Source organism: Fibrobacter succinogenes (assembly GCF_902779965.1).
Classification (GTDB): domain Bacteria; phylum Fibrobacterota; class Fibrobacteria; order Fibrobacterales; family Fibrobacteraceae; genus Fibrobacter; species Fibrobacter succinogenes_F.
Window position 1 is genome coordinate 13,053 of record NZ_CACZDK010000029.1, and the last position, 18,405, is coordinate 31,457.

At 47.8% G+C, this 18,405-nt stretch carries 11 protein-coding genes; 5 read left to right on the plus strand and 6 right to left on the minus strand.

Features of this window, described 5'->3' with window-relative positions; translation table 11 throughout:
* Window positions 1–36: 36 nt before the first annotated feature.
* Window positions 37–1,566, minus strand: coding sequence for a hypothetical protein (locus HUF13_RS12880; RefSeq protein ID WP_173475518.1), 1,530 nt, complete (start codon window positions 1,564–1,566; stop codon window positions 37–39).
* Window position 1,567: 1 nt separating this feature from the next.
* Window positions 1,568–2,389 carry a TIGR02147 family protein gene (locus HUF13_RS12885; RefSeq protein WP_173475519.1) on the minus strand — a complete coding sequence of 274 codons (822 nt, stop codon included), beginning with the start codon at window positions 2,387–2,389 and terminating at the stop codon, window positions 1,568–1,570.
* 352 nt (window positions 2,390–2,741) lie between these two features.
* Here HUF13_RS12885 and pelA point away from each other — a divergent pair, with 352 nt between their 5' ends.
* The 3 genes from pelA to HUF13_RS12900 all read left to right on the plus strand — a co-directional run bounded on the left by pelA (window position 2,742) and on the right by HUF13_RS12900 (window position 7,628).
* Window positions 2,742–4,481 carry a pectate lyase gene (pelA, locus tag HUF13_RS12890; protein ID WP_173475520.1) on the plus strand — a complete coding sequence of 580 codons (1,740 nt, stop codon included), beginning with the start codon at window positions 2,742–2,744 and terminating at the stop codon, window positions 4,479–4,481.
* Between the two features lie 152 nt (window positions 4,482–4,633).
* Complete coding sequence (locus HUF13_RS12895) at window positions 4,634–6,697, plus strand: pectinesterase family protein (protein WP_304039144.1); 2,064 nt, start codon at window positions 4,634–4,636, stop codon at window positions 6,695–6,697.
* A gap of 19 nt (window positions 6,698–6,716) precedes the next feature.
* A complete protein-coding gene (locus HUF13_RS12900) occupies window positions 6,717–7,628 on the plus strand; it encodes a hypothetical protein (RefSeq protein ID WP_173475522.1) in 912 nt (303 codons plus the stop codon).
* A 72-nt stretch (window positions 7,629–7,700) separates the two neighbouring features.
* Here HUF13_RS12900 and HUF13_RS12905 read toward each other — a convergent pair whose 3' ends face one another.
* The 4 genes from HUF13_RS12905 to HUF13_RS12920 all read right to left on the minus strand — a co-directional run bounded on the left by HUF13_RS12905 (window position 7,701) and on the right by HUF13_RS12920 (window position 13,997).
* Window positions 7,701–9,170 (minus strand): pitrilysin family protein, encoded by a 1,470-nt coding sequence (locus tag HUF13_RS12905; RefSeq protein ID WP_173475523.1) that lies wholly within the window; start codon window positions 9,168–9,170, stop codon window positions 7,701–7,703.
* A 187-nt stretch (window positions 9,171–9,357) separates the two neighbouring features.
* Entirely contained in the window at window positions 9,358–11,538 is a 2,181-nt protein-coding gene (locus tag HUF13_RS12910) for a M6 family metalloprotease domain-containing protein (protein ID WP_173475524.1), read from the minus strand.
* A 118-nt stretch (window positions 11,539–11,656) separates the two neighbouring features.
* Entirely contained in the window at window positions 11,657–12,511 is an 855-nt protein-coding gene (locus tag HUF13_RS12915) for a GRP family sugar transporter (protein ID WP_304039146.1), read from the minus strand.
* The gene (locus HUF13_RS12920; RefSeq protein WP_173475525.1) at window positions 12,501–13,997 is read right to left on the minus strand and encodes a tRNA modification GTPase; all 1,497 of its coding nucleotides are present in this window, start codon (window positions 13,995–13,997) and stop codon (window positions 12,501–12,503) included. Before HUF13_RS12920 ends, HUF13_RS12915 begins: the two co-directional genes overlap by 11 nt.
* Window positions 13,998–14,542: 545 nt before the next feature.
* On the opposite strand from HUF13_RS12920, the gene HUF13_RS12925 reads away from it, so the two are divergent.
* Both HUF13_RS12925 and HUF13_RS12930 read left to right on the plus strand, forming a co-directional pair.
* On the plus strand, window positions 14,543–15,544 hold the full coding sequence (locus HUF13_RS12925; RefSeq protein WP_173475526.1) for an aldose 1-epimerase: 1,002 nt from the start codon (window positions 14,543–14,545) through the stop codon (window positions 15,542–15,544).
* Window positions 15,545–15,653: 109 nt separating this feature from the next.
* Entirely contained in the window at window positions 15,654–17,984 is a 2,331-nt protein-coding gene (locus HUF13_RS12930; protein WP_173475527.1) for a glycosyl hydrolase, read from the plus strand.
* Window positions 17,985–18,405: the final 421 nt, after the last annotated feature.

The window sequence follows — 18,405 nt, forward strand, 5'->3', positions numbered from 1 at the left end:
CCTCCTGATGGTGTCTGTTCTTTTTAGAAGGTGAATTTAGTCAACACCAAATAGTTTTACATATTTGCCATAATCGTACATCGTAGAAATAATCCACTCACCGTACGGCTCTATTTTCGCAAGAGTTTCCGGCTTGTCGCAATTCCATTTGTCGCTCGCATAAGTCGTTTTCACAATGGGGTGATTCAAACCATCCCAATCCGGTGAATCCGCCAACAAAATTATAGGATAGTAAACCGTCGTATCTTCAGGGCAGTTGTTCCCGCTCTTCACGATATCTGTCACATAAATTCCATTTTCATCAATACGAGTTATTAAATGTCCCTTAGCGCCAATATCTTTTAGAACAACTAGGTAGTAAATGGAGTTTTTAGAAGAACGATACGTCCTAAACTCGTCCAATCGGCCTGGATATTCTGCCAACTTGGGGAAGAATGTTGTTAACAACGAATCTGGCAATATATAAACACCCTCATTGCGATACGTATCTGCGATTGGAGTATTTGGCAACGTATTATAAGCGAGACTCAATCCTCCATAAAGCTTACTATCATCTATTTCTTTGTAAGTAACTTTGCCATCCGAACTAACTTTGACGGTACTATCGATTATCGAAAACTGCCACTTATATGCATACGTTGTACGCTTTAAAGTATTAGCCCAATCACTTTCAGCAAAGTAAACTCTATTCATACTATCCAAATAGGGCTGATACGTAAAAGGATTGATGCGAACGTAATTTTCGTCATCAAACGGAGCGTAATTTATGGAATCATCAATACATTGATTTTTATACTGAGCCGTATAATCATTCAAGACATCATACCATGCCTGACCTTCAGGGATAAATGATGCGCAAGCCAATTCCAAGTCATCTTCGCTACACCCATCTCCAAAATCCCAAAAGAGACCATTCGCATCTTTGCAAGATTTTTTAAATAGATTCAACTTCTCGGCACATGAAACACCATATCCCCAAAAACCATTTCTCATTTTCCTTGACCCCATCGTATTTATCACGACTGGGACTCCATCAACATCAACAATTTTAGTAGCTTCGATGGATTCATTAGGATGGTTATAGAAATAGTCTTGCGCGGCCTCCTCCGAGTAGCATCTTTTATACGGATCAACGTCATGAGCACATTCATGATCGTCGTCATACGATGTTGCGCGCAACACGCCATTCCTCTCTAAATTGTTCTCCTTTGAATAAGTCACAACGTCACAAACTTTACGCCGATCCTTGCTGGGATAATGATATACCTGACTATTCTTTATGCTCCACGGAAGCGTATTGACATAATCAAAGTAGAACTTATTTGTATTAGAGCCCATAGACACCATCAAAGAATCAAAAAGCCGTTCTAATGAATCTGCCATCGATGGGTCCGCCAAAGAAATGAGCGACCTCGCCAAAATAGCTTTCTGCTCTTCCGTCAGCCCTATCGGCGAAGAATTCGGTTCGGTAGTCGCACCCGTAAAATCAGGTGTAAAGACGTCATTTGAGCATGACATCAAGAGAGCGGTAAGTCCCGTCATGATTGTTTTATTTATTTTTTTCATTTCATTTCTCCTTCCCTTTTGTCAACGGGAACAGTTGTAAATTCAAGCGATAAACTTTATCGTAATCTTTTTCTTTAGCAGCCATGGCAACCACCTGCTGCCTGAGAACTTCAAGCTTTTGCACAAGCCATTTGTACGTCGCATCGGACATGCCAAGCGTCACGCCCGCGACATGGCGCTTTTCCGGCGGGATTTCGTCAATGGCATCAACAGCAAGCTTTGACATTTGGCGGTTCATGGAACGCAACGCCAAAGGAATCGCCTCGGAAGATCCCGTTACAATTTTTTCAGTTTGTTTGTAGGTATCCTCGTCAACCTTTTTCAAAAAATCAGTACGGCACAAAAAGTCCAACGCATAGCGCACTTCGGCCGCACTTACGACTGGATAGCATTGGTGCGCAAGCTCCAACGGTTTTGCTCCCGGCATAATCGGCGCAAGTTCCCGCATCACAGGATTCACCCACGTTTCGAAATACTTGAACGCCTCGGAGTCCACAACTCGCAAGTGATTTTCCTTCGCGATTCTTTGCATTTCTTTAAAAGCCTGGGTTTTCTTTGCATCGCTTTTGGCGTCGCCAAAAAGCACCATCGCACGGAAAAAATCTCGATCAATACCTTCAATCGACATGGCATTGGCAACACCCTCGACACCATTCTTGCTCAAACCGCTTTTTCCATCGCAAACGAGCTGAATGTAGTTGGGCGAAGTAAACCCCGCCAAACGAGAAAATTCACGCCACGAGAACAAAGAACTGCGTTTACGTTCTTCGTAAAAATCGCGCATGTATTTTCGATAATCTTGATATTCTGTTATCGGTTTCATACCTATAAAATAAATTCATTCTATAGCTTCCGCAACAGATTTTACTATACAAAATCAAGATTTTTGAAGAAATTTTAAAGATTTTTGAATTTTTCAAAAATTTTTACAAAAATATTATACAGAGCGTATTATAAAAACGAGAAGACGACGCTCCACGCCACGCGCGCCCCTCAAAAAAAAGTAAGTAGGCCATCAAAGCGGTCTATTTTCAACATTTAAAGCAAGTGGTCCCCAAAATGCAGACTTCATTGCCAAAAATTCAATGTTTAAAAAGCATTTCTTAACAAATATTGACCCGTCAGAATATAAATTATAGGTGTGGTGTGGATAAAAACTCTTCTATAGGTTTTTTATGAAGAATTTTGGGTTTGGAATTGTCAATTACAGGCTTTTTTGCGCGACTTTGTCGGTCGCTTGTTATTCATTTGCAGCAAGCTATGCGCCCCCATCAACAGCAGTTTCGAAAATCAACAGCTATCGAGGCTATTCGGAGCTGACTTCGGCGGCATCCGGCATGGATATTGACCAGTACACTTACAACATGACCACTTGGCAAATCGCAAATGGAGGTTTTGACAAAGCCCACGCCGACAAGTACAAGAACGCATACACAGGCGGTGCAAAATCCTCTTGGACGGCAAAAGGCGGCGGTGACCTCGGCACGATCGACAACAACGCCACCGTTCAAGAAATGCGTTTGCTCGCCGTGCGTTACAAAGAGACGACGAACAACAATTACAAATCAGCATTCAAGACAAGTTTCAACAAGGCCGTCAATTTTCTTTTGACAATGCAGCGCTCCAAAGGCGGGCTCCCACAAGTTTGGCCCAAGCGCGGCAACTATTCCGACCAAATCACACTGAATGACAACGCCATGATCCGCGCAATGGTCACCATGATGGATATCGCCAACAAAACGAGTCCATTCGACAGTGACATCATCGACGACGCCACTCGTAGCAAGATGAAATCGGCTCTCGACAAAGCAGTCGATTACTTGCTCAAGGCACAAATCGTAAATGACGGAAAACTCACAGTCTGGTGCGCCCAGCATGACACCAACAGCTTTGCCCCGGTTGGCGCACGCGCTTATGAACTCGCCAGCAAGTCCGGCAGCGAATCCGCAGGTGCCGTATGGTTCTTGATGAACTGGCCCGAACAAACCGAAGCCATCCAAAAATCCATCAAGGGCGCGATTGAATGGTACAAGAAAACACGTGTGACCGGACTCTACTTCAACAAAAAAGCAGGAACATTCGAAAAGCGCGACGGTAACGTTCTCTGGTACCGATTCTACGAAGTCAACAACGACAATTACTTTTTCTGCGACCGCGATGGCGCGAGCACCAAGACGCAGGATTTTACCAAGATTAGCGAAGAACGCCGCACGGGATACCAGTGGGCAGGTGATTACGGCACCGGCATCATCAACACCGAAAAAAATTATCTCGAAGCGCTCGCCAAGATGGACGACAACTATGTCCCGCCCCCACCCGCACCCGCCATGTGCGGGAGCGACACTTGCAAGACATACATTGACGGCGTAGACTTTATCGATATTCAGGGCGTCAAGGAAGCAAGCAACACGGGATTCGTCGGCGAAGGTTACGCCAACGTAGACAACTCCACCGGAAGCTACGTGACCTACGGCGTTACCGCATTCAAGGAAGGCAAATACACATTGTTCATCAGCTTCGCAAATGGCGGAGGTTCCGCGCGCGGATTCAACGTTTCTGCAGGCAACGACACGTTACTCGCCAACGGCAGCATGGAATCGACCGGCGGTTGGACCGAATGGAAAATGCAAAAAATCGAGATTAAATTGCCCATTGGCTACAGCGAACTCAAGTTCACAAGCCTTTCGAAAGATGGCATGTCCAATATCGATTACATCGGCTGGATGAGCGACGATTTGAAAATTGGCGAAGTTGAAGTTCCACGCACATCCATTGAGGCAATGCGCGCAATCCGCAAAACGAAACAAGGCAACCGCTACTTTGTGGACTTTGGCGGCAAAGCCAATGGCGCGGGAGCTTACTTTACGAGAGGAAATGGAAAAACGTACAGAGTAAACGGAAGGAACGCAAAATAGGCGCCCCGGCACAGAGGCCGGGCGACAAGCAAAAAAAACGTCATTGCGAGCTACACTTACTCCGAGCGAAGCGTGGGAGCCTGGCGAAGCAATCCATGCATTAGAATTGAGGTAATATGTTGAATAATTGGTTTTACAGGTTTGCAGTTTGTATGCCGTTTGCAATGACGGTGAGCGCTTCCGCAATTGCAAAGCACGGCTTTGATTTTGTATTGGGCGTCGATGGAGACTTCAAGGCGGCAATCGCAAAGGCATCTTCTTCGGGCGCAAGCGAATCAAACCGCTTTATTTTATTCGTGCCAAACGGTGAATACAATATCACCAAGATCACCGGCGATGAACATGGCAGATCGACTTTCAGCGGTTCGAACATTTCCATTATCGGGCAATCGGCTGATAAAACAATTATTTGGAACACGACCGATACCGAAGGCATAAGCACCACGGCAACAATATACTTCCCAAGCAACAAAAACATGTACATGCAGGACATCACCCTGCAAAACAGAAGTTCCGTTAGCTCTTCAAATGCAGCGCGACAAGTCGCCTTGCAGCAAAATGCGGGCGATAAATTTATCTACAAAAACGTACGCCTTTTGAGCGGCCAAGACACTTACTACACCAAGAAAGGCCGCACCTATTGGGAAGGCGGCGAAATTGACGGAACGGTAGATTTTATCTGTGGTGGCGGCGACGTATTCTTCGAAGGCACGAAGCTTGTGATGACGCGAAACGGCGGCTACATTACCGCTTCACAAAATCCAGATACCTGGGGCTACGTTTTCAACAACGCCATTATCGAAGTCAGCAATTCTAGTTTCAATAAAACATTTTATCTCGGACGCTCCTGGGGCCGTGCAAAAGTCGTCTTCTTAAATACCATCATGCGTGCAGAGCCCAGAGCCGAAGGCTGGGGTCCCGACATGAATTCCGCTCCGCAGATTTTTGGCGAATACAACAGCAAAAACGGGAATGGTGGCGCCATCAACACAAGCCAACGCAAAACGTATTTTGATGGCGGCAAGGACAAATCCACTGCAACGACGCTCAAGACTGTTTGGAATGCAAGCGACGCTGCTAAATACACGCTCAAAAACGTCCTTGGCGGTAGCGACAACTGGGAACCGAACAAACTCACAGCGCAAGTCTCTGCGCCAAAGATTTCTCAGGAAGGCGCCAACATTGTATGGAACGATGACGACAACGCCATTTGCTGGGCCATCTTTGTGAACGGCAAATACCACAGCAACACTACCACAAATTCCATTGACATCGGCGGCATTGCCACAGGCTCCAAAGTCACCGTCCGCGCCGCAAATTCCATGGGCGGCCTCGGCGCAAGTTCCAACGAAATTACCGTTCTCGAAGCAAACGTCACTTACTACAACTTAACAATTAATTCTTCTATCGGTGGCTCCATTGTCGCCTCCCCGAACCGCGAAAAAATCGCCGAAGGCACCGCAGTCACATTTACCGCAAAACCCGCCAGCGGCTGGAAATTCGCAGGCTGGACCGGCAAAAGCGCAAGCGATGCCGGCAGCGAAAGCACATGGAAAACAACGATGACCAAGGACATCGAACTCGGCGCGATCTTCGAAGCCAAAGGCACAACCACATTCCAAGCCGAAGACGGCATCATCGATAACGCCATCAACGAAAGCACAAACGCAGGCTTTGCAGGCACGGGCTACATCAACTTCGGCACGGGAAAATCAACCGTCCAAGTTCCCGTCTATGTAGAATATCCCGGCGAATACACGATGGAAATGACTTACGCAAACGGCAGCGGCAAAGCTCGCAGCCTTGCCTTCGCCGAACCCGGCACATGCACCACAGGCGTTGACGGATGCAAAGGCGCCGAAGTCATTTCGTTCGAAGCCACCGACAAGTGGACCACATACCAAACAAAAGAAGCAACCATTACACTCCCCAAAGGCGCAAGCTACATCACGTTTTCCATCGTTGACGGCAATGACGGTCCGAACCTCGACCAAATCAAACTCACCGAAAAAGACGTCGATAAAGGAAGCGTCGCCATCGTGAAAATCAACCGCGTAAACGCAGCAGTCACCGAATCACGCATCTACGATACGAACGGAAAACTCGTGCGCTATGCGAAAGGGGACGCCAATTTGACCGGTCTTGCCCCCGGAATTTACGTCGTAAAAACCTTTGTAAAAGGTTATAATAAACAAACATTGGTTCAAGTCCATTAGAATTTGTTAATTTTAGGGCATGCTTGGAATTGAACAGAAAAAAGGAAATGACGATCAGTTGTGCGGCAGAATGATTGCCTATGCGCGCATTTTGCCCTCCCCCGATGCCGAACCCAACGAAACTCCGTTTGACGACATGATCAAAAACGGTCTTTTGACGTTGGAAGGCGATTTTCGCCAATTTGCCCACACGCCAAGTAAAAGAGAAGTCAACCGCGCCGTCGATGCAAAGTTCAACAACTTTCTCAAGACGATGGAAGAAAACGGCGTTGAACTTCCCGAAAATTTAGACGTCGATGCCATGCGCGAACGCCTCCATGAACTTTCGAACATGGAAGTGATTCCTATTCCGGCCCGCATCGGAAACTTCACCAACGAAGAAGACATCCTCAAAGAAGATGCCGACATCTACTACATTGGTGAATTCATCGGTGCAAATCAGGCGCACTATTGCCTCACGACACTCCCGATTTACTATCAGGCGAAGTATCGCGAACAAGCAAAGCGAAGCGAAATGGACATGCTCAACGAAATGCTTTCGCAATTCGAAGAAGGCGATTTCGTCAACACCGAAGACATTCAAAAAAACACAGAAGAGCTATTCCCGAAAGGGCTTACGCTCAACACGTTCATGGGCGATCTTTCAAAGCTCCTCAACGTGCGAGTGATTCCGTTCTTGCTCGCCTGCGAATCTGACAGCGAATACAACACGCAAATCCAGCTTTTCTACACGTTCATGAAGGGCTACCCCGACCAGAACGACATCGAAAGAATCGACAAGGCATTGAGAATTCTCCGCAAGCAAAGCGATTCTATCGAAGCTCGCCACTTGCTCGAACTCAGCTGCCAAAGAATCAACGCCATCTACAACGAAGATTCGCAGCTCGCTAGTGAACTCGGGAAGCAGATCGAAGCCATCGAAGGGGTGTAATTAAAAAAGCGGCGCATCAGCGTCGCTCGTTTTTTATAATGAAATTTTTCCGCTCGGCGGAAAAGTTACGTTTTATTCTTTCACCAAGAATCCGGCAACAGATTTTTCGCGAACGAATGTTTTCTTAGCGACATCCTGAACTTCGGCAACATTTACCTTGTCCAAATTGTCAGCCCAGTTGAGGAACAGGCGGTAGTCTCCATAGACTTCGTACCAACCAAGCATGGTCGCCACATTTTCCATATCGGTCAAACTGCGGATAAGGCCTGCATAGGCGCGGTTTTTCACCTTCTGGAATTCTCGTTCGCTGACTTGTTCCTTCTTGAGCTTTTCGAGTTCTTCCCACACGATTTTCTCGACCTTTTCGCGGTTAGCATCGGGGCGGAGGTTCACGCGGACAGAGAACTCTGAAACATACTTGTTCGGGCTATTGCTTGCACTGACACCGACAGCCAGTTTTTCTTCTTCGACAAGGCGCTTGTAAAGGCGACCGGAACGTCCGTTCAAAACGCCTTCGGCAATGTCGAGTGCATAGAGAGTGCTATCGCCAACGGCTGGAGTCTTGAAGACAAGCGTATACAAATTCGGAGCGTCCTTGCGCTTTACGACCAAGCGCTTTTCACCCGCCTGTTCCGGATCGCGCACCGTAAGATCCGGGAAAGCATCGCCCGTCGGAATCGGTCCAAAATACTTCTTGACAAGTTCCATCGTTTCAAGCGTATCAAGGTCACCCGCCATAACGAGAATCGCATTGCGCGGTTTGTAGTACTTGCGGTAATGTTCATCCGCCTGTTCACGAGTCAAGTTGTCGATATCGCTTGGCCAGCCAATGGTCGGCACACGGTACGGGAACGCTTCATAAATCATGGAATTGAGCGTTTCGTAAAAACGGCCTGTCGGGCGGTCGTCATAGCGCATACGGCGTTCTTCGCGCACAACAGAGCGTTCCGAATAGAACTCGCGCAAAACGGCATTCTGCATGCGGTCCGATTCAAGCCACATGAAAAGTTCAATCTTGTTCTTGGGGAGCGTGACCGTGTAAGCTGTCAGCAAATCGCTTGTAAAGGCGTTAAGCCCAGTGCCACCGGCAGCTTGATAAGCGCCCCAAAGTTCATCCTTCACAAAAATCTTGCGGTGTTCATTCAACACAGAATCGTGCTCGGCAGTCAGCTTCTTGACAAGAGCCGTATCGTGAGCCAACTTTGCCGGGCGAATGAGCGCCTGCAAGGAGTCTTGAGTTGCAATGAACTTGGCATCGGCAATGCTATCCGAAATGCCGACCTTTTTCGTTCCCTTGAACAGTTCATGTTCCAAAATGTGAGCAAGCCCGGACTTGCCCGGAACTTCGTGAACAGAACCGGTCACATAAAACAGACGGAAACTCACTGTAGGAGCCTGCTTGTTGGGGTATAAAAGCACCGTAAGTCCATTATCCAGAACTTCTTTATGCACGGGTAAATTTACAGCTGCCATGGATGTTCCCGCAAGCAATGCTGGAACCAAGGCGCAACTTAAAGCAATTCGGGCGAAAAGTTTTTTCATATAAAACAATTTAGATATTTTTCAAAAAAAATATGCACTGGATCCTGCTCCTACGAACCTAATTCAACTAAGGCACTAAAGTGCCAAGTTTCATATATCACTCCGTTCAGGAAGACGGTACAAAAGAATGACGTTTCCAAGACTTAAGCCGAAATGACCCTATAAAAAAGGGGCTTACGCCCCAAATTTATTTCACTCGAATTTTCTTTGTTTTTATGAGTTGTCCGCCGGATTCTAGCGTTACAATCACAAACGATTTTCCACGCAAGGCATCCATGCTAATTTCGCAATACTTATCGGCAAAGGTATTGCTCAAAAGGAGCGTTCCGTTAGCATCGAACAAATTGACCGTCTTACGCCCTTCAAGATTCGCATCCACTCTCAAAATTCGATTATCCACGAAGAATCGAACCGCAGAAGAAGCAATCCTACTTTCCGAAATCATCACGCCATCAGAAGAGGAACTCTGTTTAAATACATGGACACTGCTGGATGAACTCAAAGCATTCGATGAACTTGACAAAACAGAAGACGACGAAACCTTTACAGAACTGCTCGATGCAACCGACGAAGAGCTTACTCTAGAAGACGATGACGATACAGGCTTACTTGATGAAGAAACCACCTTGCTTGACGAAGACCTAGCAGAACTCGACGAAGACTTTGCAGAACTTGAAGATGACTTTGCAACACTCGAAGATGACAAAACAGGAGCCACACGACTGCCGCGAGTTTCAAATTCTACATGGTCATCGACAATTTTAATATCATAGACTTCAAGACCAAGGCTATCGCCACTCCAAGTTACAAAGCCATTAAAGCGATTCACACTTTTCGTCGGGAAAGCGTCATCCTTCGTCGTATAGCCATCCGCTTTGCCATCAGCTTCAATCAAATCGACACGCATAGGATCCGAAGTGTTGACTTCGTTGTACATCCAAGAATACCTGTCATAATTGATATGCCAAATCAACATTCCCTGATTCGGAAGGCCTTCGTCAAAATCATTTTTCAGGCGAAAATCAACAAAGTAATATTCATTATCATTTTTCGAAGTCAATACCAAACCGTCATTTTCTTGAATTGCATTTAAGATAAATGTCGTATCCGAAATTTCCAAACGGCGCGGTTCGAGCCAGCCCAAGCTAAAACGCTCAAAAGCAGATAAATTCGCAGGCGAGCAAGATGTAGACTTATACTTATTTTGCGGACAGTTGTAAGAGCCAGCATCCATCAAGTCCCAAGCACCCGGCGTATAACGAACCTTCGTGCGTGATTCATTCACGCCAACATCATAGTGGTCTTGCAAGCCAAGGACATGGCTAAATTCATGGCAGAACGTTCCAATGCCATTTAACGCATCGGTACTTTTGCGGTACAAATACGCCTGACCATCAATTTCTGGAGAGCAGGCATAACGGTACATGGACATATTGCGCGTAAGGCGCTTGCTTATATTGTAAGAATGGGGCCAAATGGCTGACTGCACATCAGTATCCGCCGAACCGACACCCGCATAAATCATATAGACGAAATCAACAATTCTATCGTTGTCACTATCATAAGGCGTAAAATCAACATTCGCAGCCACGAGAGAATCCATCGCCTCACTGACAGCTTTGACTGCACCCGCCGCGATGTTATTGGGATCAACCAAGGCGCCATACGAATCGCGTTTACCCTTAAGCGTCACTGGTCCAAAAACGTCAAATGTAGGGCGATATTTTCCAGAAGAATTCAAAATAAAGAAGTCTCTGGCGCTACCTTTCATATAGTAATTTGAATAGCCTTCTTTATTGAGGAAATCGTGGTATTCCTCATTGGCATTATCGCGTTTGAACTTTACATCACTAAACTGGACAAGGACAACAAGCCCGCGAACATCGCCCTCTTTTTTAACAGAATTTAAGTTCGGTCGAGTTGGGGTATTGGTATTTTTGGTTCCACCGCCCCCCCAAGCATTAGCTTTCATGGGAGAAGAGGACCGAAGGATCTGGGGCTCGGAGGAGTTTTGTTCCTCAAGCTGTTTCAAGCGTTTTTCGCGGAATTTTTCAAGAATTTCACGAGAATTGCGTTTTTTTAGAAAATTTCGCTCTTTTGGGGTACGTTTGGACTTGGCATGGACCCTCATTCCCGTCTTTTTGCCATGTTCGTCAGCATAGTTCCAATAACCACTGGAATCGCGTACCACAAGCACGCTATCTTCACCAGTAACTGTATAATTAAAGCGCTCGTTTCCGATTTTTCGAATCTGCACCACAGAGCCATCCGGCTGCGTGGAATTAATCAAAAACGGTGCAGCTTTAATAGCCCACGTCGAAGCGGCCCCCAGCAAAGACGCAATTAAAAAATATTTCCCAAATCTCATACCATAAACATATACTTTTATGGGAGACTTGCTTTAAATTATATGTTATTTTTACGATTTTTTTCGTTGACAGAAAGCCAATAAACGACAACAATCACAAAAAAATCGAAACAAATCCTCACATTTTGGACATTGCAAGCAATACGGCACCGCCAAGAATGACCATGGTCGCAATAGCAAGTCTAATCCGCTCCGGTTTTGTAGGGTATTCGTGGAAAACGACAACGCCCCAAAGCAAGTTGACGAGCAAGTTCAACTGCGTAAGCGGATAGCCAACAGCATAGCCCAAAGCGCCCTTGGTATCAATCGCCCAAAAACAGCCATGTTGCCCGATTACCCACAAAAGTCCCATCAGAATGGAGACTATGGAAGGAGCCAAGCGAAATTCAAAAATCGCACGACGCTTTATACACAAAATTCCAACCAAAAGTTGTGCAGCGATAAAAATACCGATCGTAAACGAGCTCATGAATTCGAGCAAGGGGACTTCGGCAAACTTATACGGAATCAGAAAAAGTCCGAACACCATACCCGCCAAAAGCGAACGCCAATTCCTTAAAATATTCCCCTGCGGCGGAGCTAGCAATTTAAGTCCGAACAGCAAAAGCACAATCGCCGGAATCGAGAAATAAAGCAACGTGGATTCCGAAAAAATCAGCACGCCGCTCAAGAACGAAGCTAGAATGCTCATGCCCATCGAACGGACACCCGCACCCGCCAAATCTTTTTCGGTCTGCACCGCCCAAAAACAAAACGCGCCGCCAAGGACCCAAAGGAACCCGCAAAGGATTCCCACAGGCAAAATGCACAAAGTCCCCGTCAAAAGAGAGATGACAAGTTCACCAGAGGCAAGGCCTAATGCAACACACGCAAGGTACGCCCAAGACGAAAACTTTGGCCACGCCTTGAGCGGGACCATGTAAGTTCCAAACGCAACAATTGCGAGAACGACGCCGATATAACTATTTCCCAATGCAGAACCCCGCAAAAATCTTTTGTAAAACATCTTCGGACGAAATTTCGCCCGTTATACTTTGGAGCGCACGGCGCACCAGCTGCATTTCAAACGCAATAAGCTCCACTGCCGGATTCGTGCGGATAAGCGAAAGTGTGCGGTCAATACCCGCAAGGGCTTCTTCGAGGCAAGTCTTTTCGCGTTCGCTCGTAATCCAGAGATCTTCAGAATTCTCCGTTTTCTTGAAAAGCGCGGCATTCATCGTCTGGCGCAGTTCCACAAGGCCCGCACCGGTCTTGGAAGAAATGTGGATCGAATTCGTCATATCCATGCAAGCATTGCCCTGTCGAGATGCGCCCAAGTCGCTCTTTGAAATGACGATAAAGTCCGGATGGATTGCATCGTCACTATGGCGAAGACTAGAAATAATGGATCCCCTCCCTTCGGTCGAGGATGACGCAGGAAAATCGGTCGAGGATGACGCAGGCAAATCGGTCGAGGATGACGCAGGCAAACCAGTCGAGGATGGCGAAAATGCGCAATTTTCGTTGGCCCCGTCGAGGACGAGAATTTTCATGTCCGCTTCGGCGAGGATTTCACGGCTTTTTTCCATGCTAAGCGCATCGAGAGCATCAGCAGCCTTGTCTGCGATACCCGCAGTGTCCACCAAGCGAATTTCACCGCCATCCAAGAACAAACGAACTTCGACAAAGTCACGGGTTGTCCCCGGAATGTCACTCACGAGAATGCGGTCTTCGCCAAGGAGCGCATTTACAAGACTCGACTTGCCTGCATTCGGAGCGCCATACAGCACCGCCAGCGGCAAGCGACTCACGGCCGCCTTTTCCCTGAAACTTTTTAAAATAGACAACACGCTTTCGCGAATGGCTTCGATCTTTGTACCCCAAGTCGCATAATCCGGGTCCGCCTCTTCTTCGGCAAAATCAACATCTAATTCGAGACGCGCCGAAATGTCCATGACCTGTTCCGTAAGCGTCTTGACTTTTTTCGAGAGGGCACCGCCGAGCAAGCGATGGGCGTTCTTGAGCTCATCGCGATTGGCACTGTGAATCACATCGGCAACGGATTCTGCTTGCACCAAGTCCATCCGGCCATTCAAAAAAGCACGACGCGTGTACTCGCCGGGTTCGGCAAGGCGAACCCCATCAACACTTTTAATAACTTGAATCAGTTCGCGCACGATAATCGGATTGCCATGCGGATAAAGTTCCAGAACATCTTCGCCTGTGTAGGAATTCGGACCTTCAAAAAAGATGTAGAGGAGACTATCAATGACTTGCGCCGTGGCACGGTCATCGCCTGCCATCGTGCGATAATCCCTCGCAGTCGCCAACTTAGCTTCGCGGGCTTTCAAATTTTTTAACGCAGCCTCGCCAAAAAGCAAGCGCACAACCTCACGTACGCGAGAACCGCTAACTCGAATAGCAGCTACGGCACTCACGCCCGCAGGCGTCATCGGGGCAACAATCGTCAGGGAATCCATGAAGGGAAAGATAGCTTTTTTCAGCTGGCAGTTGGAAGTAGACAGTAGCCGGTTTATAATCGCGGCTCCGCCGCAGTAGACAGCAGTCAGTAATCAGCAACAAGTTGCGATAAGTAGTTTGGAAAGGGAACGAGAGCTCATCAGAAAGGATGAAATTGAAAAAAGGGCGAAATTTACGTCAAAAATGGTGTATTTTCAAAGATATTGACGTAAAATTTTAATGTTGTCTGCAATTTTTTATGAAGTTTTCAGGATTTTGGAGGCAAATCCTTCAAAAACAGACGGAAACAAATAACTTTTTAAAGGAAAAAAGCCCGGCGACATCAAAACACGACATTTTCGCGCAAAATCAGTTAGTTTGTACAGAATTTTACGTAAAAAAACGAAATTTTTCCATCATTTTGACGTAAAAAATGGCAAAAATTCAAAATCAAGAAAAAAGTGACAGTTTAAACACACTCTCGCCTATAGCGAGCCCACGAGCGTTCTTTCGTCTTATTACTAAATTCTCTAGTAACTAATAACTATTAACTAATAACTATACAATGAGCAACTTCAAACTTATTTCCCGCCCCATTGGCACCGTCGAGTGCTACGTTTTACAGCGCGACGACGGCGCTGAATTTGAAATTTTAAGCGGTTACGGCGCAGGCCTGAACGCTTGGCGCATCCCCGACGCAAGCGGCAAACTCACCGACCTCCTTTTCGGCTACCGCGAAGGCGACGACATTTACAAAATGGGCCCGGACACCAACGCCGGTTGCCGACTCGCCCCATTCCCAGGGCGCGTGGCCTACGCCAAATTTAACTGGAACGGCAACGATTACCAGCTCGTGAACAACGTGAGCTGGGCCCCGCACGCTCTCCACGGCTTTTTGCAAAACAAAGAATGGAAATTCGTGAGCTTCGAAAGCGATAACGAAAAATGCACCGCGACATTCTCCATCGACTGGCCAGGAGCATTTACCGGATTCCCGTTCCCCTTCCGCGCGATTAACAAAATCACGTTTACCGGCGAAAGTTACACCGTAGAATCCACCGTCACGAACATCGGCGCAAACGACCTTCCCTATTCCGAAGGCTGGCACCCCTATTACACGCTTGGCGAGAAAATCGACAACCTCACCATGACCCTCCCCGAAACAAACCTCGCCCTCCTCGACAAGGCCGACATCCCAACAGGAGAATTTAAGCCGGATACCCGTTTTGTAGGTGGACGCCTCATCAAAGACGAATTCATCAACGACTGTTTCTGCTTAAACCAGGGCAACGGCCCCTACGTCCTCAAAAACAAGAAAAATTTTGAGAACATTTTAGCTACTGTAGAGCTCAAAAGCGACACAAAATCCCTCCAGATTTGGCAGAAAGCCGGCGACGAACAATATAACGCCATCCAGATCTACACACCCCCTGACCGCATGAGCATCGCCATTGAACCAATGACCGCAGAACCCGATACTTTAAACCACCATAGAGACTTAATTGTAATTAAGCCGGGCGAAACCAAGACGTTCAGCTTTGGCGCAACGGTGGAAAAAATCGGCTAGGCGCCCCTAAGAGCTACCAGTAAACATATTTTTTCCTTTCAAGCAAAAATGCGGTTGCATTTTTGCTTTTTCTTATATATTTTGAGAACATACCTTTTAAGGAGTGAACATGGGATTCAAAAAAGTTTTGTTAACATGCGGCCTTTCTGCAGCATGTTCCGTCTTTGCGGCTCAGTACGAAGCCGAGAGCGCAACCCTTTCCGGGGACGCAGCCGTTGGCAATAGCACAGCAGCATCCGGCGGCAAGTACGTCAAGATGAACGGTGGCGACATCACATTTTCTAAGGTTACAGTCGAAAAAGCAGGTAAATACACCATCGTAATCCATTACATGAACAATTACGGCGGCTCCAAAATCAACAACGTCGAAGTCGGCGGAGCCTCCTCTGCAGTCACGTTCGACGTGACCGATAAAGGCAAATTCGTCGATGTCGAAACAGTCATGAACCTCGCCGCCGGCGAGAACACCATCGCCATCACCAATAGCTGGGGCTGGATCGACGTGGACTACATCGACATCAAGGGCTACGAAGCAAAAGCGTTCAACCTCTGCAATGCTCCGGTAACCAAGACCGCCACCCCGTCTGCCATCAAGCTTTACAACTTCCTCGTCAATAACTTTGGTAAAAAGACCATTTCTGGCGTAATGACCGGCAACATGGACGCCTACACCGTGGGCGACGCCACCCAGCACGAAGACGTTCAGGCCGTGTTCTCAGCAGGCGGAAAGTACCCCGCCCTCGTCGGCGTTGACCTCATGAACGCCACCGGCGGAGACAAGGACAACGCATGGTTCCAGGAATACACCAAAAAGTCCATCGACATCGCCAAGAGCACCTGGAAGAAGGGCGGCATTCCCGCTTTCACATGGCACTGGCGCCCAGGTGACGAAACCGACTTTTACGTAAAGAGCGCACGCAAAGAAGGCGAAACCTACACCGAATTCGATTTCACCGAAGCATTCATTACCGGCACCACCAATTGGGATACCGTTTCGACCGCTTATAAAGCACTCATCGGCGACATCGACCTCGTCTCTAAAATTTTCCTTGACTTGCAGAAAGAAGGCGTCGCAGCTATCTTCCGTCCGTTGCACGAATCCGGCGGGAACTGGTTCTGGTGGAGCACGCATACCGGCAAGCAGTTCGCAGCCCTCTACCAGTTGCTCTACGAACGCATGGTATTCACGAACGGCGTGAACAACCTCATTTGGGACTTTAACCCGAAAGACGCCGCAACCATGTCCTGGACTCCGGGCGAAACCTACTATGACGTTCTAAGCGTTGACATTTACAACGCCGCAAACGATCACCAGAGCAACAGCTCCGCATTCATCGACCTCACGAACAAGGCTGGCACAAACAAGCTCATCTCGCTCAGCGAAAACGGCCCGATTCCTGACGTCGAAAAAATGTACGAAGATGGAGCCACATGGAGCTGGTGGATGCCATGGTACGAATCCCCATCTTGGGGAGGCGGATACGTTAGCCAAACTTCCGCAAGCGTATGGCAGAAGAATCTCGCCGACGAACGCATCATCACCCTCGACAAAATGCCCGGCTGGGACAACTACAACGAAGCTGCCGCCGCAACAAACGTTTGCCCAACGTCTACCGCTAACGCCAAGTTCGGTGCCGACACAGCCAAGGCAAACCCAGAAAACGTAGACCTTATCATGGGCGTAACCTACAAGGCCATCAATGACAGCGGTGCCAATATCGAATACAGAAAGGTACCTAATTTAACAGGCGCAAAGAGCATCTCCGTGACCATCGAAAACAAGGGCTCTGGCGGAGCCGATAACGGCATCTGGATTGGCATGGCTTTTGTCCGCGACGGGTCCAAGGACAAGGAATGGACCTGGGAACAGTCCCCGTCTGACGGCTGCTGGCTCAACGACGGTGCCAAATTGACCTGCGAATTTGACATCACGACTTACACCGACGATAAGGGCGTCGAACACCCGATGGATCTCGACAACCTATTCTCCGTCACCTTCATCTTGGCTGGTGCAAACGGTTTTGAAGGCACAGTGCTCTTCGACAACATGGTCACCGACAACGGAATCATCATCAACGGATTCAACAAGAAAACAGAACTCTTCACCGCAGCAGACCAAAGCAAGGGCCACATCGCAAGCATTGAGCTCTTGAACAAAGACGGCACGCCGCTCACTCCGAACGCCATCAAGCCCATCGCAGCGACAAAGAAGGCTAGCCTCCGCGTGAACGGCATGAACGTTGCACTCACCGCAGGCAAGGCGGGCTTCGCAAGCATCGACGTGTTCAACATGATCGGCAAGCGCGTCACAACACTCTACCGCGGAAACCTCAGTGCAGGCGAACACTCGTTCAGCCTCAAGAACCTCACCAAGGGTCAGTACATCATCCGCGCGAAGGGCGCAGGAATCGCTGCCACGCAGAAAGTTCTCATCAAGTAGATTTTTACACATAAAGCTAAATACACAAAGGTGACCGCGAAAGCGGCCACCTTTTCTCGTTTTTGCATCTGATTCGCGAAAAAAAGCGGCCCCTTGACACACATTATCGGACAAGTATATATTACCCCGTAGATTGCATTAATCCTGCCGACACCGAGAAATTGACGCCGTTGGCGTCCGTATCATAGTCTCGGTCATAGTTTCCAAGCTTGAAACTGCGACTCTCGACTCAGTACTATTCAGGGCAGGAAGTTCCACTATCTGCTTGAGGTCGTTTCCCTTTGCTGTGCCGACGACACCGCGAATCGAGACAGTTGCCCTGTGGAGGACCGGCTCCGTGGCTATCAACGTAGAGCACCGTCTGCCTTAGAATTGGCGGACGTTAAAACCGAGTCATTGAAAAATTTGCAAGCGATTGCCT